This is a genomic window from Fibrobacter sp. UWB16 (genome assembly GCF_900215325.1).
Lineage (GTDB): Bacteria > Fibrobacterota > Fibrobacteria > Fibrobacterales > Fibrobacteraceae > Fibrobacter.
Window position 1 is genome coordinate 645,309 of sequence record NZ_OCMS01000001.1, and the last position, 26,116, is coordinate 671,424.

A 26,116-nucleotide genomic window follows, 5' to 3' on the forward strand; every position below is an offset into this window, starting at 1 on the left:
TTCCTTATTTCATGGATTGAATCAAGGAATCCAATTTTCGAGTCAGTTTTTGGCCACCGACATAACTCAAATGGTCATAATCATAAGCCATTTCATCACTATAGTCGTGATCACCCATCTTGTTTTCATCCAAAAACACAAAATTCGAATACTTTTCATCCCACTTGTGCAAGACCCCAATCAAGGAATCGGCGGTGCTACGGCGCATTCCGTGACGCCCATAAGAACCAGTCGTCTTGTAATAAGGAGATTGCGGGAATACAACGCCAATGAGAACAACATCTTTTTCCTTGGCAGCAGCAATCAACTTTTTAAGGCGTTCCATGTCCTTTGCATAAGCGCGGCTATCGCTCCACGTAGAATCATCGACAATCGGGTTTTCGTTAAAGCCGCCTACCGTCCAGCCTTGTGATTCCAGCCAAATCCATCCATGATTTCCATTCATGAATTCTCTCAAGAAATCGATACCGTTTGCATAAGCCGCATTCAGTTCCTTATACTGTGACGGGACGCCATCTTTCCAATAAGAGTGGCTCTTATCGTATTCAAAGCCAAGATTGCCAGCAGCATTCTTATTGAAATTTTCACCTTCCTTTTTAGACCACAAATCAAAATCAAGACTGACAATAAGGTATTTCAACTTTTTGCTGTGCGGCAAGACGTAATTTTCAGCGAGAGTGCCAATAACATCCATGTCGTTTGGAATAGTCGCCATATTGAACGCATAGCCAGACTCCATCTCTTGAGCCACAAACCCAGAACTTACACGAGATGAGCCAAGAGCAATAATGTCGGCTGTATCAGATACCGTCCAAAAAGCGTTCATCTTGAACGTAATAAGAGGAGCATCTTGTCCAACGTAGTACATACCGGCGCTATCCAAATCCAGTTCATCATAATGGGCCTCATCCATCGGGTTCACCCATAAACTCGGATGCCACAGTTCATCGCCCTTGACAAGTTCCAAGATATCAGAAGTTTCAAGATTGACAAGAACAATTTTGGCATGAGCACCATTTGCATTAACAAAAGTTACAATAGCGTAGTCTTTCAAGCCGCTCACCCATTCAGTATGATCAAAAGTAAATCCCTTGGGCGTAGTCAAAGACTTGATCAACTTGCCGTTTTTATCTGCTATGAAGAGGCGTTCATGCACGCTATAGCTTTCGCCCACAAATTTCGCACCAGTTTCTGAACCAAAGTCCAGGAACAATGTACGGCGGGAATCGTCCTTAGCCAAGGACACATTGCAAGCCTGTTCACCGTTATACCAGACCGTGTCACGAGCAGAACCTTTTGACGAAGCTATTCGAGCGCGTAAAAGCTTGGAGCCAGTAACCGCCAACGAACCATCGCTGCTGACGCCACCATGATAAGCACCATCAAACAACTTTTCCGGTTTCCCGAACTTTCCACCAGCAAACGAGACCTGCCAAGTCGAGTTTTTCTTGAACGTTGCGTCAACGCTGTTATCGCCAGCGTCGCTCACAAATACAATGACCGTATCGCCATCGGGCAAAACACGCCAGCGAGGGATTGCCGCATTTTCGAAATCAAGCTTTTTAAGTCCTGTTCCAGCATCTGCCAAATCACGCACATAGACGGTCGACTTTTCAGAAGAGCCTTCAAATTGCGTACAGAAAGCAACACGCTTGCCATCTGGAGAAATTTCTGGATGATAAACTTCCATCGTATCCTTGATTTCAACGACATTGGAATAGCCATTTGAATAATCGATAAACACAAGGTTTCCAGAAACATCATTGCGGAAAGCGAGCTTAACTTTATATGTTCCCACCTGGGACCGCACTGTACCAAAATTGGCAACAGCCGTCACAAGCCCAGCCTGATTATCACCATTATCAGCAGCCCAGGAAGCATTAGGGATTGCACCATAAGCAAGACGGAAACCCACATATTCCGCACGAGTTCCAGAAGTGACCGCATAAACATCCCCGCGACTGAAGAGGTTTATCGCACCGGCAGCATCGTGATAGCTACCCCCTTTAACAACACGCTGACCAACGGAACGCCCTTCCAAAGCACCGACATAGTTCAGATAAGTTGTATCGTGGAAATACCCCATCCAGTCATTTACAAATTCCAAGGCATTGCCCATGATGTCGCAAAGTTCATTTTTTTCAGTCACCTTTGCGCAAACCGGGTGCAGTTCAAAACCTGAATTATCGGAAGTCCAGCTATTCTTCTTTTTTCCAAACTTATTTGCCGCATAGACCCATTCGGCTTCGGTCGGCAAGCGGAAAGCTTCTTTATCGGGATCAAACTCAAGGCTTTCCAAACTGGTGCAATGTTTCTCGCTATCGAAGGAACTCTTGCTGTAAGTGTAAGCGGTATCCTTGCCGGCGGCCTTGCTTTTGGCATTAGCGAAGAGAACCGCATCGTAATAAGAAACGTCCGTTGCAGGCAAACTATCGTTTTTGCATTTCAGGACAAAGCCTGTTTCTGCGCGCATAAGGCTATCGAACTCGCCACAAGTCACTTCGTTTTTGCCCATGTAGAAATCGTAATCGAATTTGACCTTCATCTGCGGACGTTCAGTCGCTTTCGCATTTTCGTTGTCCGTGCCAAGCGTAACTTTGGCGTTAGATGCAGAAATAGGCAACATTCCTTCTAGAAAAGCCGGCAAATCATCATGATTGTCTGTAGAAGAGCTATTCGAGCCCGATTCCGAGCAAGCAAGGAAGAAAAGACAGGAGAGTCCAAGAATATAGAAACGCATAGTATAAATATACAAACTTATACTAAACCAGATGTAATTATAAATTGGCTATTATTTGCCCATTTGTATAGTTTACATATGTTTATTTAATTTTTACAATTCATCAAATTCAAAACACCCTTTACCAGGAACTTTTTATGGGAAAAGTATTACTGTCACTCGCATTAGCCGCCGCTTTTGCCATTCCGTCATTTGCACAGGACATCGTCATCTTAAAAAACGGAACTAGCATCGACGCGAAAGTCCTTGAAGTCGACGACAACTCCATCCGCTATAAGAAATTCGACAATCCCGAAGGCCCAACTTACACAGCAAAAAAAGATAACATCAGCGAGATTCGCTACAAGAATGGAACCAAAGAAACCTTTAACAACGCGCAAAAAAGGCTTTCCCCTGATAAAGATCCCAATTCCATCTGGTGGACTAAGGCCAGAGAAACAAAACTCGGCTTCTGGATGGATCCGCTAGGTTGTGCCCAATGGGGCCCGATGGTCGGTATGTCAATCCGCATGGGAACAAATTTCGATGTCAAAGCTTACGTGAGATATTATAACGGAGAATTTCCTCTTAATGATGAAACATTCGACGATTACGAGTATGAGTATTATGATGGATATTCTCATTATGAAAGAGGCTATTTCGACCAAGGCTTTGGCATTGGTTTAGAATTCAGCAAACTATTCGCCACAATCCACGGAAACTGGCATACTGGTTTTCTGTTTGAAATAGCAACAATAAAATTCAATGATTCTTTTGGTTTTGAATACAGAGACCGCTATGCGAAAAGCAACGATTCCTACATGGACCGCGATTATTATACCACCTATGGTGACGCAATACTCGACTTACCAATCACCCAATACATATTCGCTCTAACTGGCGGTTACACATTACGCTTCAACAACAGATTCTTCATAGACTTTTCTCTCCAATCAGGGATCCTTCTTCAAATCTTAGAGGACACGAAACCCTATTTTTATGGTGACGCCAGTCTAAAACTTGGAATTGAATTTTAATTATGGAATTCCCGCGAAAGCGGGATTTTTTTGCTCTATAAAAAGGAGATGCCCTGTCGGAGCAGGGCATGACAAAAAAAGCCGGGACGACAATGCAAAACGAGATGGAGATGCCCGATTAAATCGGGCATGACAACAGGGCGCTCTTAATCTTTCAGCAGTTCCGGGTGTTTTTCGGAGATGCGGCGGGCAAGGTACACAAACGGAGTGTCCATAAGAGTCGTGATGACAAAGATGCCGTAGCCAAACACGAGAATTTCGCCAATGGTATTCCACGGGAAAACGCCAGCGAACGCAAGCAAGTTGAACACAACGACGTTTATCAGCTGGCTTACAAGAGTCGACCCATTATTGCGGACCCACAAGTAGCCCTTCTTATCCTTAAACTTTTTCTCGGTCCATTTCCACCAGGCGTGATACGCCCAGACGTCGAACATTTCGCATATGGCGTAGGCAAACAAGCTCGCGAGCATCACACGAGGTGTATTCGAGAACACCGTACGGATCGGTTCAGCCATGGTGTCGCCCTCGGCGGGGATGTACAGAAACCAGCTTTGCGAAATGAGAATAAACGTCACATTCGCGAGAATGCCGATTTTCACGCAGCGGCTAGCCTCTTTTTTGCCAAAGATTTCGCTCATCATGTCCGTTGCGAGGAAGGAGGATGCGAAAATGACATTGCCGAGCGTCGTGTCGAGCCCAAAGGCGTGCACGAGAATCAAAACTTCGATATTTGCAGCAATTGTCGCAATGACGGTCCAGGCGAAAATGCCCTGCTTACCGAAAAAGCGGAAAAAGGCAACCAAGCCTCCAAAGAACGCAAAAATGGAGGCAATCATAAGGAGTTCGTTTTGCACGATTACTTCCTCCTGTCTATCGCAGCAAAGAGGCGTGTCTTGGCGATAGCTTCAAATTCGGTACCCGGCTTGCCGTAGTTTGCAAACGGATAAAGAGAAATGCCACCGCGCGGCATAAAGATGCCTTCGACTTCGATGTACTTCGGGTCGAGCAATTTCACCAAGTCCTTCATGATGATGTTCACGCAGTCTTCGTGGAAATCCCCGTGATTGCGGAACGAGAACATGTAAAGCTTGAGCGACTTGGATTCCACCAAATACTGGTCCGGAATGTAGTTGATCTTGATTTCGGCAAAGTCCGGCTGACCAGTTTTCGGGCAAAGGCTCGTGAATTCCGGGCAGTTGAACGTGACCATGTAGTCGTTACCCGGATGCTTGTTCGGGAACTTTTCGAGCACTTCGGGGCTGTAAGTGGTCTTGTACTGGGTCTTGTTGTTGCCCAAGAGCGTAACACCTTCGAGTTCAGCTTCTGAACGCATAAAGTCTCCTAGTTTTGTTTTAAGTCAGGATGGGTTTCGAACTGACCATTTTAGGTACAAATATAGATGTTTTGTCAATGAAATAGTTTTCTAAAATGGATACATTCCTACGTTTTCGAGGTAGTTTTATTATTACATGCTGTAGCCATCAAATTTCAGGGGTCGCAATGAGTATAAAATCAACGGTATTTAAGGCACTCGCTTTTACATTCGCCGCATCAACATTTTCTTTTGCGGCATTGGCCAACAGCGCGTCCAAGTTCCTCGGCAACATTCCCGTTTTTGGAGAAATTCCCGAAGACTTTGGCTCCTACTGGAACCAGATTACTGCCGAGAACGGGTGCGTTTGGGGCTATGTCGAAAAAACACGTGGTGAATACGATTGGACCGGTTGCGACCTCGCCTATAATTGGGCAAAAAAGAATCATGCGCATTTTACGTTTCACACCCTGTTGTGGGGTTCGCAAAACCCGCAGTGGTTAAGGGAACTCGATGTTGACGAAACTAAAAAAGCTTGGACAGATTGGATCGACGCTGTTAAGGAACGTTACCTCGATCTCGAAATGATTGAAGTGGTCAACGAAGCCGTCAAAAGCGGCAACAACTATCATTCCAGTTTTTCCAGCAACAAACTGATTGAGGCGCTTGGCGGCGATAGCGGCAACTACGAATTTGTAGTGACCGCTTTCAAGATGGCACGAGAACGATGGCCAGAAGCCATCCTGATTTATAACGATTACAATACCATCCAATGGCAAAAAGTAGAGGGTATCGACCTTCTCAAGAAAATAAAGGCCCAGGGGGCGCCAGTTGACGCTTACGGAATGCAGTTCCACGAGACAACCGCACAAGGGACAGGCAATTATTGCCTAAATACATCCTTACTTAAACGCTCCCTTTACGAAGCACACGAACAGACAGGACTCCCCATATATATTACTCAATACGATGTCGGTTCCATAGACGATGAATTTCAAAAAAAATGCTACCAAGAACATCTCCCAATCCTAATGGAAACGGATTATGTTGCAGGCATAACGCTTTGGGGATACATTTATGGCAAAACTTGGCTTTCTTGTAACGGTTTGGAACAAGGTTGTTCCGGCCTTATCAAAGACGGCATCGAACGCCCGGCATTGACCTGGCTCAAGGAATATTTCAAAAATCCGAACGCCCGTTACGGCCGTGGCCTTGCCGATGGAGCGACCAAGTTCTTCGGGAACATGATTGCCGACAAGCAAGAAATCCCCGAGGATTTTCAAACCTACTGGAACCAGGTTTCGCCCGAAAACGCATGCACTTGGACCGTTATTGAAAAAGTGCGTGGCGAGTACGATTGGTCAGGCTGCGACCGTATCTACTATTGGGCGCAAAAAAACAATGTAAAGTTCAATTTCCGTAGCTTGCTTTGGGGAACCCATACCCCCAGCTGGCTCAACAACCTTGATATAGACGAAACCAAGAAAGCCGTTGAAAACTGGTTCGACAAAGCTGCCATGCGTTACCCCGCACCTTACATGATCGAGGTGGTAAACGGAGGTTCCCGCGACAGCTATGGTCATTATCATTCTGGATTCGGGAGCGGCAATAAAATCATCGAAGCTCTCGGTGGCGACAATGATGACTACAAATTCATAGCCACGGCGTTCAAGATGGCCCGCAAACGCTGGCCTTACGCCACCTTGATTTACAATGACGTGAACGCAAACGTATGGCAAAATAATTTGGGAGCCGAAGTTATCCAAAAAATCAAGGCGCAACACGCCCCCGTTGATGCTTACGGATTGACGGCTTACAACCAAACATTTCAAGGAACAGGCAATCAATCGTGCATGACAGCCGCTAAAATCAAGAAAGGGATTGAGGAAATTTACGAACAAACGAAGCTACCTTTGTTTATTTCGGAATACAGTGTCAATACAGGCAACGACAGCCTGAAAAAAGCGTGCTATTCCGAACAAATTCCAGTTTTCATGGAATCAGAATACATCGCCGGCGTGACGATTGGAGGCTACATTTACGAAATTGGAGGATGGGACGAATCCGCAAACCCTGGCCTTATCAAGGATGGCAAGGACCTTCCGGCAATGACTTGGCTCAAGGATTACTTCAAGGAACATTTTTACGATGCCAAGAACATGTGGTACTCTAGAAGCATTCCTATAAATCCGCTGGATTCTCTAGATTCAATTGCTTTGGAAAATCCGATTGCCATTCATAGCAAGATTCGCTTAGAGCAGAACACGCTCCAGAATTACGACGTATTCGACGTGCAAGGAGTCCGCTTGGGCAAGCTCTCAGCCTACGACTTTAGTGACGCTGCAAAGTCGCTTCGCACATCAAGTGCCGCGAAATCGTCCGGAATCTACTTCTTACGCAACCGCAGTACAGGAAAAATGCAGAGTGTTGGGGTCGTGAAGTAAGTGGCGTTGGGCATTTCTGCCCAGTTCTATTTTTTGTAAAGGTCGGAATGCGTTCCGGTATCTACCAACTCTAAAATCAGGATGTTTTCCTCGATTTTGTAGATAAGCAACCAGTCTGGCTCTATATACAATTCCCTATGTCCAGCCCAATTCCCGATAAGGGGATGGTCTTTATAAGCATCCGCAAGAGAATCGCCTTTAGCGAGTTTTTCAACAACATCCTTTAATTTTTGAGAGTCTTTCCCGCGTTTCGCCATTCGCTTGGCAGCCTTTTTAAATCGATTGGTAGCCCGAACAATGTACTTATACGAATTATTCATATACCCAACTCGTCCCATAGCTCCTGCGGTGTTGCATACGTTTTAGCGTTAGGATCGTGTGCGAGTTCTTCGCCTTCCTTTATAGCTTCGAGGAGTTCTTTGGACGGAGGTCTTGTAACAGCAAAAGGCAAGCCGTGGTGCAAAATCGCCTGCTTCAGAAAAACCGTAAACGCCTGGGAAAGAGTCAGTCCCAAGTCGTTGAAGAGTTCTGTTGCCTGAGCCTTAAGCTCTTTGTCAATTCGAATATTTGTTACCACGGTGCTCATACTCCTAAATATACCACAAAAAGTTGCGTTTGTAAAGCGGTTGTGGTATTTACGTTGCAAAACCATCGATTTAGTCATATTTTCCACAATTCAACGATTTTTCAAAAATAACACAGGAATGGGCTCTAGCGTGCAGTCGATTGATTGCAAAATTTCGATTCGTCACTTTTGGGTAGCTATTAAAATTTTACACTTCAAAATTGGCCCAAACGCATTAAAAAAGCGTGTATATATAACGGTAGGGAGTGTTTCTCTATCGCTATACGGGGGCGTTCCCGATTTATGGTCAAAGCTCTAAACCGTATTGACAAAGTCAATACAATAGAGTATATTATGTATGAACATAAAAATAAGCGAACATGCAGCTAAAAAGATGGCGGAACGGAATATTCCCGAGGATGTCGTCCGAAGAGCTTTCGATGCCGAGGACTGGGAATCTTACGACGTATCCGAAGTTGACGAAACCGCCATAATAGTGACAAAGACAATCAACGAGAAAAAATGGCGTTTCGTTTTTAACTGGGAAACGGAAACACTTATCACCTGCTACCCGAGGAGGTAACCAATGTACAAAGGACTTACCGAAAAAGAAATTAAAATCGCCAAGCACTACGAGAATATGACGGAAGCAGAAGCTGATGCCGAACATGAATGGGCGAAGACTAATGGTCTATCTTTTTCCGGCCCGGGAGCGTTGTCCAAGGTCATAGCGGCAGCAAAGACCCGATCCGAGAACAAAGCCCGTATGGTGTCTATCCGCATGGACTGCGAGGACATCGAGGGCATCAAGGCCAAGGCTGCACGGATGGGGGTAAACTACCAGACGCTCATCAAAACGTTGGTCCACCGATACCTTAACGGCACTGTGACATTCTCTGAACTGTTTTAACGTCCGATGAATTCAGCCCGCCTTATGGCGGGCTTTGTTTTTCAACTGATTATAATGATAAAACAGGAAAGAGCCGTAGCGTGCAATCGGTTGGTTGCAAAATTTTACAATAAAAAGTTTTTAAATGATGTAAACCTTATGAGATTTATAAAGTTATTCCCAAAATCCTTTTAATCACCTCACTAATCGCATCTCACTCATTTGCGATTTCTCTTAACACACCATTAATTCAAACAAATGTATTCAGGGAATCCATGGAAACAAATGTTGATACTTCTAAACCAGCACCAGACAAAGCCTGGAAAGCACTTGTAGGACCTATATCTTCCGTTATGGTACTTGGTGGAATTATGGCCTTACCTATAAACATAGCTCGTTATGCAGACAATGGAGAAGAAGGTCCTAAAAATAAAGAAAAAGAAGGAATTGTCATAAGTTCCGTAATGCTAGCTCTAGGAATCACCAGTCTTGTTTTTGCAATAACATTCTAGAAGCATTTGCGTTAGGGATGGATCCGGGGAACGCCCTATTTTTGCCCTAATGAGCACTACAAAATTTTCTGACAGGAAATTTTTACTACATTTCGAGCCATGAATCAAGAAACACCCGATACTACTCTAGGTTTATCTAACGTCAATCACCTAGAACGACTTTATGACGGCTGGTTCCTCGATTACGCCAGCTATGTGATTTTGGACCGTGCGGTCCCGTACTTTGAAGATGGCCTGAAGCCTGTTCAGCGCCGTATTTTGCATTCCATGTTCGAAAACCACGACGGACGCTACCAGAAGGTGGCTACGATCGTCGGTCGAACGATGGCCTACCACCCGCATGGTGACGCCTCCATTGGCGATGCACTTGTGGGCCTCGGCCAGAAGAATTTGCTTATCGACACCCAGGGTAACTGGGGCAACCCCTACACGGGCGACCGCGCTGCTGCTCCCCGTTATATCGAAGGCCGCCTCACGCCGTTCGCGGTCGATGTCGTGTTCAACCCCGAAACGACGGAATGGATCCCGAGTTACGATGGCCGTAGCGAAGAACCGGTCACGCTCCCGGTCAAGTTCCCGCTGCTTTTGGCTCAGGGCGTCGACGGTATCGCCGTCGGTCTTTCGACTTCCATCCTCCCCCACAACTTCCGCGAGCTCTGCGAGGCTAGCATCGCCTGTTTGCGCGGCAAGAAATTTACGCTTTACCCGGACTTTTTCACGGGCGGCATTATCGACGTGTCGGACTACAACGACGGTCAACGCGGGGGCAAGGTCAAGGTCCGCGCGAAGATTGAAAAGGTCGATAACAAGACGCTCGCCATCCGCGAAATCCCGTACGGCACCACGACCGTGAGCTTGATTGAAAGCATTGTCAAGGCAAACGACAAGGGCAAAATCAAAATCAAGCACGTGGACGACAACACGAGCCAGGGCGTCGAAATTCTCGTGCACTTGCAGCCGGGGACGGACCCGCAGGTGGCCATCGATGCTCTCTACGCCTTTACGGACTGCGAAAAGTCGCTCTCTCCTTGCACGTGCGTCATTATCGACAAGCACCCGAAATTTGTCGGTGTTTCTGACATTTTGAAGCTCAACACGGAACACACCGTGAAGCTTTTGGAATGGGAACTCGCCAACGAGCTCAAGCACCTCGAAGACAAGTGGCACATGACCACGCTCGAAAAAATCTTTATCGAGAAGGAAGTCTACGAGGTCATCAAGAAAGCTAAGGACCGTGAACAAATTATCCGTCTCGTTCGCGAAGGCCTCACGCCGTACCTCAAGCGTCTGCACCGCCAGACCGTTACGGACGAAGAAATCGGCAAGCTCATTGAAATTCCGATCCGCCGCATAAGCCATTACGACCGCGAAAAGGCCGACCAGCTTTTGCAGGAACTCGAAGAAAACATTGCAAAGTGCAAGTACAACCAAGAACACATTATCGATTACGCCGTAAACCACTTCAAGAACATCTTGAAGAAGTACGGCGAAGGCAAGGAACGCCGCACGCAGATTGCCGAATTCGGTAAGGTGAACGCCGTACACGTGGCTCTTGCAAACCAGAAGCTTTATGTGAACCGCAAGGAAGGCTTCGTGGGCACTGGCATGAAGAAGGAAGAATACCTCTTCGACGTGTCGGAATACGATGACTTGATCGTGTTCAAGGCCGACGGTAGCTTCAAGGTCGTGAAGGTCAGCGACAAGGACTTTGTCGGTAAGGACATCATTCTCGTTGAAAAGTTCAACAAGGACGACGAACGCCATATCTATAACGTCATCCACCAGGATGGCAAGGACGGCTACGCTTACATCAAGCGCTTCAACGTCGGCGGCGTGACTCGCGACAAGGATTACTACATGGGCAAGAACAAGCCCGGTAGCAAGATTCTTTACATGTCGAGCAACATGAACGGCGAAGCCGAAGTGGTCGAAGTCATCTTGAAGCCGCGTCCGCGCATCAAGCTGAACTTTGAAGTGGACTTCAGCGAAGTCGAAGTCAAGGGCCGTGGTGCCATTGGCAATATCGTTTCGAAATACCCGGTCAAGACGGTCAAGAGACTCCGCAAGGGCGTTTCGACGCTTGGCGCAAGAGTGCTTTACTTCGACGCTCCGAGCGGTATCGTCTCGACGCAGAAGAAGGGCGATTGCCTCGGTGAATTTGGCGAAAACGACAAGTTGCTCATCATCAAGCAAGATGGTAGCGCTCGCGTCCACACCATGGCAGACCCGATTCTCGTCGGTTCGAACATCAAGTATCTGCACAAGTACGACCCCGCACAGGTCTTTACGGTGCTCTACTTCGAAGGCTCGAATTTCAACTACATGGTCAAGCGCTTCAACCTTGAAGGCTGCCCCATGACAACGGAATTCAGCATTGTTTCCGACCACAAGGACACGAAGTTCATCGAGCTATTTGCTACAGACGACGCTCGTGAACTGATGGAATACCAGGTGGGTCGCGAAGTGCAAAAAGAAGAACTCGACTTGACGGAAGTAGCAGAAGTCAAGGGCTACAAGGCTCTCGGCAGCAAGTTCACCGCCAAGAAAATCAAGCGCGTGAGCCGCATTTCGCCGGCGGACCCGTTTAGCGACGGCAGCGGTGAAAGTGAAGGTTCTAGCGAAGATCCGAGCTTGTTCTAAGAAAGAAAGCTCCGCTTTGATGTCATGCCCGCCGGAGCCTGTGCTGAGCGCAGTCGAAGTAAGCGGGCATCTCCTTTTTTAGGACGAGAAGGAGATTCCCTCCCCATACGCGGATCATGACTACTAAGCAGCATAGCTGCAAGTAGTCAAAGAGATTAAATCGGGAATGACAATTCGAGGGGGCTCGCAATGACGAGTTTAATGAATTATGCACCGCGGAAGCGGGGCATTTCTTATCCAAGACGAGAATGGTGATCCCGTCCCGGAACAAGTCCGGGATGACAGGCCGGGGTGACAACGCAATAAAAGAATGTGTTTATGATGTCATGCCGCACTTGTTGCGGCATCGCCTTTTTTAATCGACGTTTTAAAGAATATCTCTGTTAAGCAATTCGCCGTGACTGAGTTCAAGGCGGCGGAACGGGCTGTTCAAATAAAAGTCCGGGTTATGCGTTGCCATCAAGATGGTCGTACCGCGGGCATTGATTTCCTTGAAAATGCAGAAGACTTCTTCAGCGTTTTTCGGGTCCAAGTTACCGGTCGGTTCGTCCGCCAAAAGCAAGTACGGGTTATGCACCATCGCACGGGCAATCGCCACACGCTGCTGTTCACCGCCCGAGAGCGTGTAAGGCATCGCAAAGCGCTTTTGGCTAATGCCCACGAGCGCAAGCGCGTCAAAGACAGCCGCATTAATCTTGTTGCTCGGAGTCCCCACAATGCGGAGCGCAAGCGCCACATTCTCGAAAACATTGCGGTCCGGCAAAAGTTTAAAGTCCTGGAAAATTATCCCCATCTTGCGGCGGAGCGCCTGGATTCGATCGTCCGGAGTGTTCTTGCTATCGTACAAGACGTTGTCCGAGAATTTGACCATCACCTGGCCGCCGCGTTCTTCGTCCGGACGCTCATCCATGTAGATGAGTTTCAGCACCGTCGACTTTCCGGCGCCAGAATGCCCCGTCAAGAAAACAAACTCGCCCTTATTGATGCGGAAGGTGACGTTGTTCAACGCCTTCCAGTTGGCTTCGTAAGATTTCGTGACGTGGGTAAAATGGATCATATTATTCCGTCATTCTGATTTCGACGAGAACTTCCTTGCGCCACTTCTGGATGAGCTTCTGGAGCTTTTCATTTTCCAAGTGAGTGGCAGCCATCATTTCAATTTTGCCGTAATCCTCTTCGAGCGTGAGTTCGCGCACCTGGCGAGAATCATCGAGACGGAACAAGTGGTAAGCGCCATCAATAATGACCGGTTCAGAAATTTCACCGACGTTCAAGTTCGCCACCGGATCCACATAAGCGGGTTCCATTTCGTTACGCTGGAACCAGCCAAGCAAACCGCCCTGGAAGTTGCTGGACTTGTCTTCACTGTACTTCTTTGCAGCCTTGGCAAATTCATCCTTCGTCTTAATATTCTTGCGGAGGGAATCAGCGAGAGCCACCACAGCAGCAGAATCCTTTGCGGTCGGAATCGTGCGCAAGAGAATTTGTGCAGAGCGAACGCCATCTTCCTTACGGCCAAGCACGCGGGCAATGTGCCAGCCCAAGTCTGTCTGGACCGGAGTCGATGCGTAATGACCGTTCTTCAAATTTTCAATTGCTTTTTCAAAAGCCGGATCCAGCAAGCCACGCTTAAAGTAGCCGAGATCGCCACCCTTTGCAGCAGAGCTGTCCTGCGAATGGCGCTGAGCCAAAAGTTCAAATTTGATACCGAGGTTGAGGCTATCAATCAAAGATTCAGCAACATGCTTCACAGAATCCACAATCATGGAATCGGGCTTGACCGGAATCTGGATATGGCTAAGCAAAACGCAGTTGAACTGGCGCGGGAGAGAATCCTTGTAATCCTTGTAGAACAAGTCCACTTCTTTCTTTGTCGGGTGGATCGAGCCCACGTGGAGCTGACGCACACGGGAAATTTCCATGTGGCTACGGATTTGCTTACCGAGCTGTTCACGGTACTGGATCATCGAGAGACCGAGCTGAGCACGGATTGCCTTTTCGAGCGTTGCCATGTCAATCTTCTGACTTGCAGCAATCGACTGGAGGTGAGAGGTCACACGCTGATCTACTTCGGATTCCGTAATCACAATCGAATCGCGGTCAATGCGGCTGAGCAAAACCTTTTCTTCAATCATGCGGTCCAGCACAGCGTCTTTTTGCTGCTGTTCCGTCATATTAGCCGCTTCGGGCGTTTCCTGGAACCTGTAAAGGTTGTTCATGAACTCCGAGCGCATAATCGGCTTGCCATCGACAACAGCCGCAATGCCTTCCATCAACACAGGTTCGGCGAAACAGGCTGTACACAGGGCAAATACTAAAGAGGCAATTCGATTATTAATCATTATTTTTCCTTTTCACTAAGAACGTTCATCTTCGTAATTATAGGGATTCCGGTTTTCCATTCATCCTTGAGTCGCTTCACAACCGTATTCTGGTGTTCCACCCAGGCATGCATAGAAACATCGTCAATCACTTCGTCAAGCGGACGCGCATCAGCAGAATCAAGCTTACTTGTCACGACAGCAATCTTTGCAGCGCCATCGCAAACCTTCATCGGGGTAATACGGCCGACAACTGCACGGCGAATCGACGGAATCATGCACGGATCCGGAGTTTCATCGACACCATCAAATTCCCTCATGCGCTTCACCAAACGATGGTTAGGCGGGATGGATTCGAACTTGGTGTTCTTGAATTCCTTGTAATAAATAACAGCGGACTTCCAGTCGGCAAAGGACATAATCGCCCCCGATACCGTTGTCTTTCCGTTCAAGTAAAGATCCTGATTCTTGTGGTAGAAGTCAATTTTTTCGACATCGCTCACAATCATCGTATCGAGGTAAGACTGCATGAAATAATCGGCGACAATCTTGCGCTTCGTGCGTTCAATCATGCGGATAAGCGCAGAATCTTTCAGCGCACCGGCCTTCACAGCCTGCTGATACACAAGTTCTTCATCAATCCAGCGTTGCAAAAAGAGGATGCGTTCACGATCGCCCCAGGAATCCCAATCAGGAGCGTACGTGTAAACCTCTGATTGGTGCAACTTGGAATCGCCCACGGTGACAATCACCGGGTCTTTCGTTTTACAAGCTGCAAGCATTACCAAACTGAATGCAAGCAATATACGGATAACGGATTTCATTGCGACAAATTTAGAAAATTCAGGGCCGCGAGAGTAATTAAAGTCTCCCAAAACGACCTTTCAACCTTGCTAAAGCGTCTTCTTCCACGATATCTTCGGCGTCACCCCCCTTGCGCTTGTACTTGAGGATTTCAAAATCTTCAAGCATTGCCTTCGCCTGCAAGTAAAGTTCGGCAAATTCCGGGTCATCCGTTGGCGTGCGGTCGATTTTTCCGAGAAGTTCACGGGCATTTTTCAGTTCGTGGTCCTTGAGGTAACGCGCCTTGAGGTACGGGCGGAAATACTCGCGGAGGGTACTGGCAGAAAGTTCCGTGTTTTCACGGGATGAGGTTTCACGAGAAGCGGATTCACGAGATGCGCCAAACGGGAGTTCTATGTTGAAAACTTCAGTAAGAACACACAGACGTTCAAATAAAGTAAGTTCTTTTTGGTACGCCGTATGGATCGCAATTATGGTTTTATTTTTTACGGTTGACTTACCGCACCCATTGCGCATTTCCACGCTGAAATCTTTAAGCAAATTCCAGTTCTTTACAAAAGCTTCGGCACTGATAAGGCCCGATTCGTATGTAGCGCGCACGAGCGAGAGACGGATTTCTTCATCTTCGCTGCGGGTATTGGCAGCAAGGCTCTTGAAGTCGCGAATCTTTTTGCCACGCGAGAATTCAAGCCCCGTAAAGCGTACACAGCGAGTCGCATCAAGGTTATCAGCAGCAAGCGATTTTGCGACCCAAATCTTGAGAGCCGTTTCAAAGTTATCCGCAAAGACACCGCCCATTTCAAGCAAGTTCAAGCGGTCGGCAATGAGCTGTTTTTTCTCTTCGGAGAGTGAAGTCTTTTGCGATGCGGGATACACCGCAGTCTCGGGATGCGCTGCGGATTCAAGATGCAGTGCTTTTTCGAGATGCGCGCCTTCCACACGCTTGCGGAAAGCTTGCCAAAAACGGGATTCATCCGACACCATCAACGCCGATTGCCCAAGACGCCAGCCAAAGCGCATCCCTTCAAGCGGAAAGTCAATGCCAAACGTCACCAACGCCGGGCGCACCGCAAGGAACATGCGGTAAGAGCCCCATTCTGGAGAAATTTCGAGTTTATAAGGTTCCGGGAAGCCCGGCTTCGAGACGACCAAATGCAGACGCAAATGGTTTTCTTTGTCAGGGTTCACCGTCGGAACGTCAATACTAGCGCCGTTTGCACCCGAGCGGATTTCCTTTGTATTCGAAAGCACTTCGTAAAGAAGCAGAAGCGGAGCCTTATGCGGGAAGTTTTCCAGCGCCGCATAGAACTCGTCATCGATTGCAGTACGCTTGGCTTCGAGCGATTTCTTAACGCTCTTCGGCATTTCGCGAATCACAGATTCAATCATCCATTCGCGCCACTGCTGGATGCTCATGGCAAACTTCGCCGGCGAAATTTCCGTCAAAAGGTCGTATGGCAAATTGAGCGTAATGCCATCGCAATCGCGAGTGGCGTCAAAGACCATTTCACCTGTGACAACGCGCTCGCCAATGCGGAAATGCTCGATGGAACCGCCTAAAGTTGGAGCTGGAGCCGCATCCTTAGACTTGACTGGATTCTTCACCCTTTCAGGGTTCAGAATGACATCGCCAGCATTCGTCATCCTGAGCGCAGCGAAGGATCCAGTGCGGAACCCGTCAGCATCACTTGTCCAGGTTGTTCCACTCGTGCCGCCATCCAACTGATCCAGCCAATACTTTTCATCGAATTTCAAGAACTGGTCGGTGTGCTCGCGGATGTAATCTTTAAGCGTCTTGATAGAATTGACTTTACCCGCAATTCGCGTGTAGTATTCCACAAGTGCATCTTCGCTCGGAGCAAGCCCGAACTGTCGTTTGCGCGCTTCGAGAGCATGCAGATTTTCAACGACACGGTCGTTGTGCTGCATGAAATCGAAAGGCCTTGCCACCTCGCCCATCACTACCGCTTCGCGCCAGAAAATCTGGGCGCAGTCTTCGGGATTCACGCGAGCGTAATCCACACGATGGCCACGGCTAATCACAAGCCCTCTAAAGCTCACTTCTTCGACCGCTTCTACAAAGCCGCGTTCCTTGTTCCACGTCGGTTCAAACCAACGACGCGTGCAGAACGGTTCTGCCACTTGCAAAATCCATTCCGGCTTGATTTCGGCAGCTTTCGTGAGGAACGTGCGACTCGTTTCGCGCACTTCGGCACTGAAAAGCCATTCCACGCTCTTGGCGTACAAATCGCTACCCGGGAACACATGCGTTTCGCGACCGCTCACCAAGCGGTAGCAGCCGTTTTCAATATCACGGTGCGCAATTCCGCCCAAGAATCCAGAAAGGAGCGCAATGTGCAAATTGTCGCGATGGAACGAATCGAACGGACAAACTTTATTTTCAAACTTCACTTCGAGAATGCGGCTGAACTGTTCGTACAAATCCACCCATTCACGCAAGCGCAAAAAATGCAAACTGTTTTTATCACAGAACTTGCGGAGTTTGTTCCAAGTTTTGCCGTCCCAGTCCGTGCAGAAAGCATTCCACATCGAAACGTAAACGAGGAAATCGCTCTTATGACCGCAGAATTTGCGATGCAGCTGACGGATGCGGGTGCGTTCAGGTTCGTCATTCGGCACCACACGCGGATCCTGGATGCTAAGAGCCGAGCACACGATAAGTGCAGGCTGCAAAACGCCCAAATCGCGAGCTCGCAAAAGCACCGCCGAAAGCGACACGTCCATCGGGAGGCGCGTCATATCGCGGCCAAGCTTGGTCACATGACCGCTAGAATTGTCAGCCGTGAGTGCGCCAAGTTCAAACAACGTCTTGTAAGCGCCACGGAATGCCGAATGCGGAGGCGACTGCAAGAACGGAAAGTTTTCGAGCTCCAGCCCGAGACTGCGCAACTGCAAAACGACATTTGCCAAATTGCTACGGCGAATTTCAGGCTCCGTGAATTCATCGCGCTTTTCAAAATTCTCGGGAGAGTAAAGGCGAATGCACACGCCGGGCTTCACGCGCCCCGCGCGTCCAGTGCGCTGCCGCGCGCTGGCCTTCGAAATTTCTTCGACGGGAAGCCCTTGGATTCTCGCCTGCGCATTGTAGCGCGAGATTCGAGCCATACCCGTATCGACAACGTAAGCAATTCCCGGAATCGTAAGCGATGTTTCAGCAATGTTCGTCGCCAAGACCACTCGCGTCTTGCCCGTGTGCTTGAAAATGCGGCGTTGCTCGTCAGGGCTCATACGCCCGTAAAGCGGGAGCACATCAAAAGATGCGGCATCTAGTTCGTGCGCAAGTTCGCCCGCCAAATCCTGAATGTCGCGTTCCGTCGGCAAAAAGCAAAGCAAGTGGTCGCGATGGCGCGTTTCCAAATCGAGAATCGCATCACGAGCTTCTTCAATCAACCCCGAATCGCCCTTGCCACTGATATCGCGGAGATCCTTCGACTCATTTCCCTTCGACAAGCTCAGGGAACTGAAGGTCGGTGAGCCTGCCGAACCGCCGAAATAATACTCCACATCAACAGGGTACGTGCGGCCTTCAGCCTCCATCACGCAGCTGTTGTCATAAAATTCTTCAAAAAGTTTTGCGTCAAGCGTTGCCGATGCAACAATCAACTTGAAGTCCGGACGACGAGAAAGTACCGTCTTGAAAATGCCAAGCAAGATATCGATGTTCAACGAGCGTTCGTGCGCTTCGTCAATCATGATAGCATTATACTGCCGGAACAAGCGGTCCTTGCGGAACTCCTGCAACAAGATACCGTCCGTCATCACCTTGATGGGGGCTTCATTTGTACCTTGTTCCCAGAAACGAATTTTCGTCGAGACAAGTTCTTCGTCCTTGAGTTCTTCGCGCAAGCGGTCCGCAATGGAAATCGCCGCCAAACGCCGAGGTTCCGTCACACCGATTTTGAACTTGACTGGATCCTTCGACTTCGAACTACACCCAACAAACCACTCTAGCAAAAACTTCGGTAATTGCGTGGATTTGCCGGAACCGGTATCAGCCTTGACGATGATAACTTGATGTTTTTCTAAAAGCTCAAAAAACTCCTCCCGATGTTCAACAACGGGAAGCTCCGGGTACTCAATTTTCAAGTCGGTTAATTGCATTACGAGATAACAATTACTCTTTAATATGCCCGCACTTATCGCAGGTGAGTTTATAGCTGTTATCGGGGTCTACGACCATCACGCCGTCACATTCCGGCACTTCGCACGGGAGTTCGCCCGGCATCACTTCTCTGTAAGTCTTTTTTTCTTCCATAATGCACTGAATATAGAAATTCAAGGCCCTGCTTGCCCACGACAATATTTATTTTTCGGATATGGAAAACGCAAAGACAGTCAAGCAATCTCAAGTCGAAACCCGCGACATCGTTCACCCTTCCGACGTCAACGCCTACAATTTTGTATTCGGCGGACACCTGACATCGCTCCTCGACAAGGCAGCCTGCATTGCCGCCTGCACCCATTCCAGACGCAAAGTCACAACGGTCTCGATCGACAACGTGCGCTTTTTCAAACCCGCGACCGTCGGAACCATTCTCACCATCAAGGCCTCCGTAAACCGCGCCTTCAACACCTCCATGGAAATCGGAGTGAAGGTCTTGGGAATCGACCCGCAAGTATCCTGGCAGCCCGAAGTCATCTGCCACGCTTATATGACATTTGTCGCGATTGATGATAACGGAAGACCGACCCCGATTCCTTCCGTCATCCCCGAAACAGAGGACGAAATCCGCCGCTACGAAGAAGCCGGCATCCGCCGCGATGCTAAGAAAAAACTTTTGGCAGCTCTAGAAAACAAATAAATTCGCTCTCATCCCGGAACAAGTCCGGGATGACAAAAGAATTTTATTCTCTCGTCTAAAAAACACTGGATACACTTGAAAACATTTTCATCAAAAAGGCCCTTTGACGGGGCCTTTGTTGTTTCTAGATTTTTACACATGAAACAGATCGACGTCAAAGACCGTTCGCTCATCAGCCTTTCGTGGCCGCTAATCCTCACGTTTGCCGTGAGCATGATCCAGCCCATGATGGACAGCTGGTTTTTGTCGCGCACTTCCGAAACCGCAGCCGCGGGCGTTGGCGCCATGCTCCCGATTCTTGGGGCTCTTTTCACGGCCCTCCACGCCTTCTCGCAATCCGGCGCCAGCATCGTTTCGCAGTACATTGGCGCTAAGCAGAACAGCCACGCAAGCAGCACACAGACGATGGTCCTCTTCGGGAGCATCCTTCTCGGCATCGCGCTCACACTCATCATTTATCCGCTTTCCGGGAACATTCCGCAATGGATGGGACTCACCGAAGAACCAGCTGTATTCGCCACGCAATTTTTAAGCGTTGTTTCGTTTGGGTTCGCCTTCCGCGCTCTGCAAACCATTTTGACCGCCCTCATCGCGACACACGGCCTTACCATTTGGAACTTTGTCGGAAACACACTCACAATTGCCACAAACGCGGCCTTGAATGTCGTGTTCCTCGAAGGACTTTTTGGACTCCCGAAAATGGGCGTTCACGGAGTCGCCCTCGCGACCGCACTTTCCTGGCTCATTTCTTCGGGAATCCTGTGGCTTGTGCTCAAGTTCAAAGTTCACCACCACAGCAAAATTCGCGACTGGAAACGTACACGCGTTCTTTTGCCCGACTGGATCCGCATCGGACTCCCCGCCGCCGCAGAACCCATCAGTTTCCAGCTTTTTCAGGTGTTCATCACCGCGATGGTCGTCTATATCGGCACAACCGCAATGACCGCCCGCGTGTTCGCAGGGAACTTTGCCGCGCTTTCCGTCATTCTCGGAGTCGGCCTCGGCAGCGGAAACCAGATTCTCGTAGCACACCTCGTTGGCGCACATGACTACGTAAAAGCAAACCGCCGCGTGCACCAAACTCTCGCCGTGGGCATCACCAGCGGATTCTTGCTATCCGTCGCAGTTGCGCTCCTCGGCGAACACCTGCTCAGGCTCTACACCGACAACCCCGAAGTCCTCCGCCTCGGCAAAATCTGCCTCTGGTGCGACGTCGCCGTGCAACCCTTCAAAGCCGTGAACTTCATTGTCACCACATCGCTCCGTGCCGCAGGTGATTCCAAATTCCCGGCGCTCGTGGGTAGCGGCATGATGTGGACGCTAGGCCTTGCAACATCGCTTATCCTTGCATTTGTCGTTGGGCTTGGGCTCCCCGGCCTTTGGCTTGGCATGGCTGCCGACGAATTCTACCGCTCGTTCGCTAACATTTGGCGCTGGAAGAGCGGCCGCTGGAAAAGCAAAGCGGTGGTTTAGTAAGCAAAACGTCCGGCATGAAAGCCGGACTATTTAACTAATGAACTTTGTCAATTTACGATTGGCCGAGAGAAGCCTTGATGGCGAGAACATCAGCTTCAGAAAGCTCAGTAAAATCGATAATTTTATCAATAGGTTCATTTTTCAACAGCATTTTTTCTGCAATTTTGTGCGCTTTTAGAATGCCTCCCTGACGCAAGCCGCTATCAACAGCCGCTTTATGAATTGCGTATTCATCCCACTTGGCTTTCTGTGCTTCGTCAATCATCTTCTGTTCCTCTTTCGATAATTTAGCCAATTTTGCCGTCGAAAACAAGAGTTCGAACACCGTGTTCACATACTGCTTAGGCATCTGCGTCATGTTTTTCATGTTCTTGAGAGCGTAAAGTCCCTTGTCAAGCGTCGTTTCTAGTTCGTCCAGAGGCTTGTTGAACTTAGGAAGTTCTACAAACGCAAAATTGAGAGCATCGCTGATGCAAGATCCATTGATTTCGCGAAGCTTTGCCCGACGGATGTAGCGGTCATCGGCAAACACGTTAAATTCCATGAACACAACAGTAACGACAGGGTTCAATTCGTAATTGTACTTTTTGCCACGTTGCCCCTGAGCAATGATTGTCTGCGAGGCGTAATAAATCGAGCGATTGACTATGTTTTCCTGAAAAAGAATCTGAACCTCGATGATGAACCTACGCTGTGCCGAATCGATGCAATGCAAGTCGAAAACGGAAGTCCGATTTTCGTTCGAACCGTCACTGTATTCCTTGTTTCGGGACTGCACATCAACAATCGGAGATGCTATTTCGCCTTCAAGTACGGCGTTCAAAAGCGCAATCAGGCAAACCTTATTTTGCGAATCGGGATTGAAAGCCTTCTTGAAAGTTCTGTCGAGAAGAAGATCAGCGAAGACGCCAGCCCCTTTGAATTCTTCGAAAGTCTTAGCTTCGCCAATCATTTCACCATGGTTATTTTTTATTTCGACCACAATATTATTTTCCATATTTTTCCAGTGTTAAAACACCCGATAATGTCGGGTTCATAGACAGAAAACCGCTCTCCGTCCATTACATTAACACGCTTTTTTGGAACATTTATTTCACTATTTTTTGAATTAAAATGAAATTTTACAATTGACTATACTATATGCAAAAAGTCCGGCATAAAGCCGGACGACTTTCTATTGACTAGCGAGTAATAACAGATATCAGTCCTTGAGACAACGAACTGAGTGCCCTCCGTTCTTACGGCAGCCGTCCAGGCGCGCTTTGTCGTCGTGGTAGCTCAAGCTCATGTAGTACGCATCGTAGCCGTAACCATTGCCCTCCGTAGAACTCCAAAAATACGCGAAGTAGCCCTCGAATTCGCCATACCCATAGCAGTTCCTGCGGCCAGCAGGGAGTGCAGAGAACCCGAAGGGATCCTTGCCGTTACCAATTTTATACCAATTAAACCAACCGGATGTGGACTTAAGCATTGTACCGGCAACCGATGAGTCGCCAACTATAGCAAATAGTGTATTCCAGTCGTCATTGCTTGGCAGATGCCAACCATTGGGACATACGCCCTGAATATTTCCTGACGGCAGAGAGCATGTATAGCCATAGCCACATTCGCTTTCCGACTTACCTACCGCAGCGGCCCACCTGTAAAGCCGACCATACTTTTCACAATACTTGACAGAATCGTTGTAGCAAAAACTAGAGTCCGTTTCATAGTTGAGATTCTCAGCCATCCATACTTGGTCACCAATTCTCACGGTCTTGTATGTCTGACCGTCGCGGGTATCGGTGAGAGTCCCTTCGACAGGACTAGAGACAATTGAAGAACTACTAAGTTTCTTTTTACTGGATGACGATTTCGACTGGTTATAGGATTCAAACCAATGATCGCCATCACATTCGTAATTTTTGAGTTTGTCCTTCACATAAACAACAGCACCGCTTACGGAATCATCGCACTTGTATTCTTCAAGTTCATCCATATCGGCAACTTCATCAGGCAATTCATTGGGAGAAGATCCTTTATCGTCACCACAAGCGACGATGATTACAGCAAGTGACATCAAAAAAAATAATTTTCTCATTCCTACTCCTTTTGTGTAGATAAAATAGAAAATTATGTTGAATAAATTTTTGCAATAGAGAAAAACTATAGAAAGAAACACGAAATAGGAGATTCCCGCTCAGAGGCGGGAATGACATTGCAAAGACAAGATGTCACTGGATCCTTCACAATTGCTCAGGATGACGCGTTCGTGTCAGGATAACGCTCTAATTAGAGATTGCTTCGTTGTTTCACGCCTCGCAATGACGACTCTCTCGTCTTTCGTCTTTCGTCTCTCGTCTAATCCATCCCCCAAAAATTTCTACATTTGGCGCATGCCGTTCTACTCCGACGAAATCATCCAAGAACTCAAAAACCAGGCGGATATCGCGCTGGTCATTCAGCAGTTCTTGCCGCTCAAAAAAAGCGGGGTCAACAAATACGTCGGCGTGTGCCCTTTCCACGATGACCACTCCCCATCCATGTCGGTAAATTCCACGCTGGGCATTTACAAGTGCTTTGCATGCGGTGCGGGTGGAGATGTTTTCAAATTCATCCAGGAACACGAAAAATTGGACTTCAAGGGCGCTGTAGAATGGGTCGCCAACTTTGTAGGTTTTGCACTTCCGAACCTCGGCAACAACGTCAATACCGAAGTGCTCGAAGAACGCACGATGGTCCGCAAGTTGAACGAGCTTGCCTGCGAATGGTTCGAGCAACAGCTCACGTTAAGCCCCAAAGCGTTGGAGTATTTGAACAAGCGTCATGTCTCGCCTGAGACTCGCAAGCAATTCCACATCGGCTACGCCCCGACAGGGCGAGAAGGCTTAATCGGCTACGCCGCCCGCAACGGTTTTTCGCCTCGCGACTGCGTCAAGGCAGGACTTGCCGTCGAAAAAGAAAACGGCGGTATCGCAGACAAGTTCCGCGATCGCTTGATGATTGCCATCCAGAACCTCTCGGGTGTCGTTGTCGCATTTGGCGGTCGAGACTTGAGCGACCCCGCATCGCACAACGGAATAAAGCTTGCCAAGTACATGAACAGCCCGGAAACGGCGCTTTACAGCAAGCGCGATATTCTATTCGGTTTAAACCACAGCCGAAACGCCATCATGAAGGAGAATGCGGTCATTATCGTCGAAGGATATTTTGACCTCATCAGCCTTTACCAAAGCGGAGTGCAGAACGTCGTAGCCGCATCGGGTACGGCACTCACCGAGAATCACGCCAGCATTCTCGCCCGCTACGCAAAGACCGCTTATCTTGTATTTGACGGGGATGCCGCCGGGCAAAATGCTACGCGCCGCAGTCTCGAAATTGTGCTCCCCAAGGGCCTTTCGCCAAAAGTCTTTGCGCTTTCGCGACCAGACGGCACCAAGATCGACCCGGACAACTTCGTGAACGAACAAGGCCCGGACGCTTTCAGAAGAGCGCTCCGCACTGCCGAAGACTGGCTCAGCTATCTCGGGCGCACCATGCCGAACAACAGCCCCGAAGATCGAGCCGCGTTCATCACGCAAGCAAAGACGCTTATCAAGAGCATCGAGAATCCGGAACTGCGCAATCAATATTTGAAGCTCGTTTCCGAGCGTTACAGCACCACGCGTTCGCTCGCAGGCATCAAGGTCGCACACCCGAAACGCGAAAAAACGCAGGCAACAGCCGAACAACCCGCAGCACCGCAAGTAAGCGTTCCGTGGGAACTGCTCTCGCCGATTGAAGTGCGTTTTGCGAATTTGTTATTCCGCAATCCCACGCTTCTCGACCGCGCCGCAGAATATTTCGACATGGACTTTGCCGCCAGCGGAATCCAAATTTTTGATTCTCCGCTCATCGATGAATTTATCCAGTCCATTCTCGCGCAGTACGCTGAAACGGGCGCGTTCTCGCCAAGAGTCTTGTACGAATCGCTTTCGCCGCAGTTGCAGCTTTTCTTGGAGCAACTCCCCGACGAGACATGGAAAACGCCGAACGAGATTTTGGAATTTTACGACACGCTTGCCGTGCTCACACTCAATCTGTGCGACCGCTACAAAAAGCTCATTCCGCTTGATTCCGAAGCAGGCATGCGTCTCCGTATGCAGTTAAACAAGTTCACGCAGGGCATCCAGACGATTTCCAAGAAGCGCAAGATTTCGGCCATTACGCCGGACGTTTTCGCCGAGCAGATTATCCAGAGCAAAGCACCGCTCATCGAGCTTTATACATCAATTAACGAACTTGCGATGAACGGAGGGAACGCCGCGCAGTTCAACAATGCGCAGTTCTCGCCGCAGGCTTCCGCGCAATCCCCGGCACAACCAAGTTCGCCGCAGTTTAACAACGCACAGCCGGCGCAGTTCGCACAACCCGAAATGCCACCCGAGATGGAAGCACCGCCTCCATTCGATAATGGCGAACAATTTGCATCAAGCGAACCACCCGAAGAAGCTCCTTACGATCCGAACGAAGAACCTTACGTTCCCGATGACGAGCCCTACGTTCCCGACGATGACTTTGGAGCCATGGACGATTTCGGCTAGGCCCACAAG

At 48.6% G+C, this 26,116-nt stretch carries 21 protein-coding genes; 9 read left to right on the plus strand and 12 right to left on the minus strand.

The features are described 5' to 3' along the window. Positions 1-4 precede the first annotated feature (4 nt). The gene (locus CRN95_RS02710; RefSeq protein ID WP_088629995.1) at positions 5-2,740 is read right to left on the minus strand and encodes a TIGR02171 family protein; all 2,736 of its coding nucleotides are present in this window, start codon (positions 2,738-2,740) and stop codon (positions 5-7) included. A gap of 137 nt (positions 2,741-2,877) precedes the next feature. Here CRN95_RS02710 and CRN95_RS02715 point away from each other — a divergent pair, with 137 nt between their 5' ends. Then, on the plus strand, positions 2,878-3,756 hold the full coding sequence (locus CRN95_RS02715; RefSeq protein WP_088629925.1) for a hypothetical protein: 879 nt from the start codon (positions 2,878-2,880) through the stop codon (positions 3,754-3,756). Between the two features lie 146 nt (positions 3,757-3,902). Here the strand turns inward: CRN95_RS02715 and CRN95_RS02720 are convergent, their stop codons facing one another. Together CRN95_RS02720 and queF are read right to left on the minus strand one after the other, a co-directional pair. After that, positions 3,903-4,613, minus strand: coding sequence for a queuosine precursor transporter (locus CRN95_RS02720; protein WP_176421760.1), 711 nt, complete (start codon positions 4,611-4,613; stop codon positions 3,903-3,905). Positions 4,614-4,615: 2 nt separating this feature from the next. Beyond that, entirely contained in the window at positions 4,616-5,092 is a 477-nt protein-coding gene (queF, locus tag CRN95_RS02725; RefSeq protein ID WP_072827383.1) for a preQ(1) synthase, read from the minus strand. A 167-nt stretch (positions 5,093-5,259) separates the two neighbouring features. Between queF and CRN95_RS02730 the strand changes: the two genes are divergently transcribed. Next, positions 5,260-7,515 carry an endo-1,4-beta-xylanase gene (locus CRN95_RS02730; protein ID WP_097020027.1) on the plus strand — a complete coding sequence of 752 codons (2,256 nt, stop codon included), beginning with the start codon at positions 5,260-5,262 and terminating at the stop codon, positions 7,513-7,515. A gap of 26 nt (positions 7,516-7,541) precedes the next feature. Here CRN95_RS02730 and CRN95_RS02735 read toward each other — a convergent pair whose 3' ends face one another. Together CRN95_RS02735 and CRN95_RS02740 are read right to left on the minus strand one after the other, a co-directional pair. Continuing rightward, positions 7,542-7,835 (minus strand): type II toxin-antitoxin system YafQ family toxin, encoded by a 294-nt coding sequence (locus CRN95_RS02735; RefSeq protein ID WP_088629923.1) that lies wholly within the window; start codon positions 7,833-7,835, stop codon positions 7,542-7,544. Next, entirely contained in the window at positions 7,832-8,101 is a 270-nt protein-coding gene (locus CRN95_RS02740) for a type II toxin-antitoxin system RelB/DinJ family antitoxin (protein ID WP_088629922.1), read from the minus strand. Before CRN95_RS02740 ends, CRN95_RS02735 begins: the two co-directional genes overlap by 4 nt. A gap of 337 nt (positions 8,102-8,438) precedes the next feature. Between CRN95_RS02740 and CRN95_RS02745 the strand changes: the two genes are divergently transcribed. The 4 genes from CRN95_RS02745 to CRN95_RS02760 all read left to right on the plus strand — a co-directional run bounded on the left by CRN95_RS02745 (position 8,439) and on the right by CRN95_RS02760 (position 12,121). Beyond that, positions 8,439-8,663, plus strand: coding sequence for a DUF4258 domain-containing protein (locus CRN95_RS02745; protein ID WP_097020028.1), 225 nt, complete (start codon positions 8,439-8,441; stop codon positions 8,661-8,663). A 3-nt stretch (positions 8,664-8,666) separates the two neighbouring features. Next, complete coding sequence (locus CRN95_RS02750) at positions 8,667-8,990, plus strand: hypothetical protein (protein WP_088629920.1); 324 nt, start codon at positions 8,667-8,669, stop codon at positions 8,988-8,990. Positions 8,991-9,244: 254 nt separating this feature from the next. Then, the gene (locus CRN95_RS02755) at positions 9,245-9,481 is read left to right on the plus strand and encodes a hypothetical protein (RefSeq protein WP_088629919.1); all 237 of its coding nucleotides are present in this window, start codon (positions 9,245-9,247) and stop codon (positions 9,479-9,481) included. 99 nt (positions 9,482-9,580) lie between these two features. Further along, a complete protein-coding gene (locus tag CRN95_RS02760; protein WP_088629918.1) occupies positions 9,581-12,121 on the plus strand; it encodes a DNA gyrase/topoisomerase IV subunit A in 2,541 nt (846 codons plus the stop codon). A gap of 367 nt (positions 12,122-12,488) precedes the next feature. Here CRN95_RS02760 and ftsE read toward each other — a convergent pair whose 3' ends face one another. From ftsE to CRN95_RS14740, 5 genes are read right to left on the minus strand one after another with little or no spacing between them, the layout of a single operon-like run. Then, the gene (gene ftsE / locus CRN95_RS02765) at positions 12,489-13,178 is read right to left on the minus strand and encodes a cell division ATP-binding protein FtsE (protein WP_085491894.1); all 690 of its coding nucleotides are present in this window, start codon (positions 13,176-13,178) and stop codon (positions 12,489-12,491) included. A 1-nt stretch (position 13,179) separates the two neighbouring features. Continuing rightward, positions 13,180-14,463 carry a peptidylprolyl isomerase gene (locus CRN95_RS02770; protein ID WP_088629917.1) on the minus strand — a complete coding sequence of 428 codons (1,284 nt, stop codon included), beginning with the start codon at positions 14,461-14,463 and terminating at the stop codon, positions 13,180-13,182. After that, positions 14,463-15,266 (minus strand): hypothetical protein, encoded by an 804-nt coding sequence (locus tag CRN95_RS02775; protein ID WP_235002831.1) that lies wholly within the window; start codon positions 15,264-15,266, stop codon positions 14,463-14,465. The genes CRN95_RS02770 and CRN95_RS02775 overlap by 1 nt, the downstream gene beginning before the upstream one ends. Positions 15,267-15,303: 37 nt before the next feature. Continuing rightward, on the minus strand, positions 15,304-19,368 hold the full coding sequence (hrpA, locus tag CRN95_RS02780) for an ATP-dependent RNA helicase HrpA (RefSeq protein WP_088629915.1): 4,065 nt from the start codon (positions 19,366-19,368) through the stop codon (positions 15,304-15,306). A gap of 13 nt (positions 19,369-19,381) precedes the next feature. After that, positions 19,382-19,522, minus strand: a complete 141-nt coding sequence (locus tag CRN95_RS14740; protein WP_012820363.1) for a hypothetical protein — start codon at positions 19,520-19,522, stop codon at positions 19,382-19,384. Between the two features lie 61 nt (positions 19,523-19,583). Here CRN95_RS14740 and CRN95_RS02785 point away from each other — a divergent pair, with 61 nt between their 5' ends. Together CRN95_RS02785 and CRN95_RS02790 are read left to right on the plus strand one after the other, a co-directional pair. After that, complete coding sequence (locus CRN95_RS02785; protein WP_088629914.1) at positions 19,584-20,069, plus strand: acyl-CoA thioesterase; 486 nt, start codon at positions 19,584-19,586, stop codon at positions 20,067-20,069. 138 nt (positions 20,070-20,207) lie between these two features. Then, complete coding sequence (locus CRN95_RS02790) at positions 20,208-21,542, plus strand: MATE family efflux transporter (RefSeq protein WP_097020029.1); 1,335 nt, start codon at positions 20,208-20,210, stop codon at positions 21,540-21,542. Positions 21,543-21,597: 55 nt separating this feature from the next. Here CRN95_RS02790 and CRN95_RS02795 read toward each other — a convergent pair whose 3' ends face one another. Together CRN95_RS02795 and CRN95_RS02800 are read right to left on the minus strand one after the other, a co-directional pair. Beyond that, a complete protein-coding gene (locus CRN95_RS02795; protein WP_088629912.1) occupies positions 21,598-22,542 on the minus strand; it encodes an Rpn family recombination-promoting nuclease/putative transposase in 945 nt (314 codons plus the stop codon). Between the two features lie 204 nt (positions 22,543-22,746). Then, a complete protein-coding gene (locus tag CRN95_RS02800) occupies positions 22,747-23,625 on the minus strand; it encodes a fibrobacter succinogenes major paralogous domain-containing protein (protein ID WP_088629911.1) in 879 nt (292 codons plus the stop codon). 295 nt (positions 23,626-23,920) lie between these two features. On the opposite strand from CRN95_RS02800, the gene dnaG reads away from it, so the two are divergent. Next, entirely contained in the window at positions 23,921-26,107 is a 2,187-nt protein-coding gene (gene dnaG, locus CRN95_RS02805) for a DNA primase (RefSeq protein WP_097020030.1), read from the plus strand. The last annotated feature ends 9 nt before the right edge of the window (positions 26,108-26,116 follow it).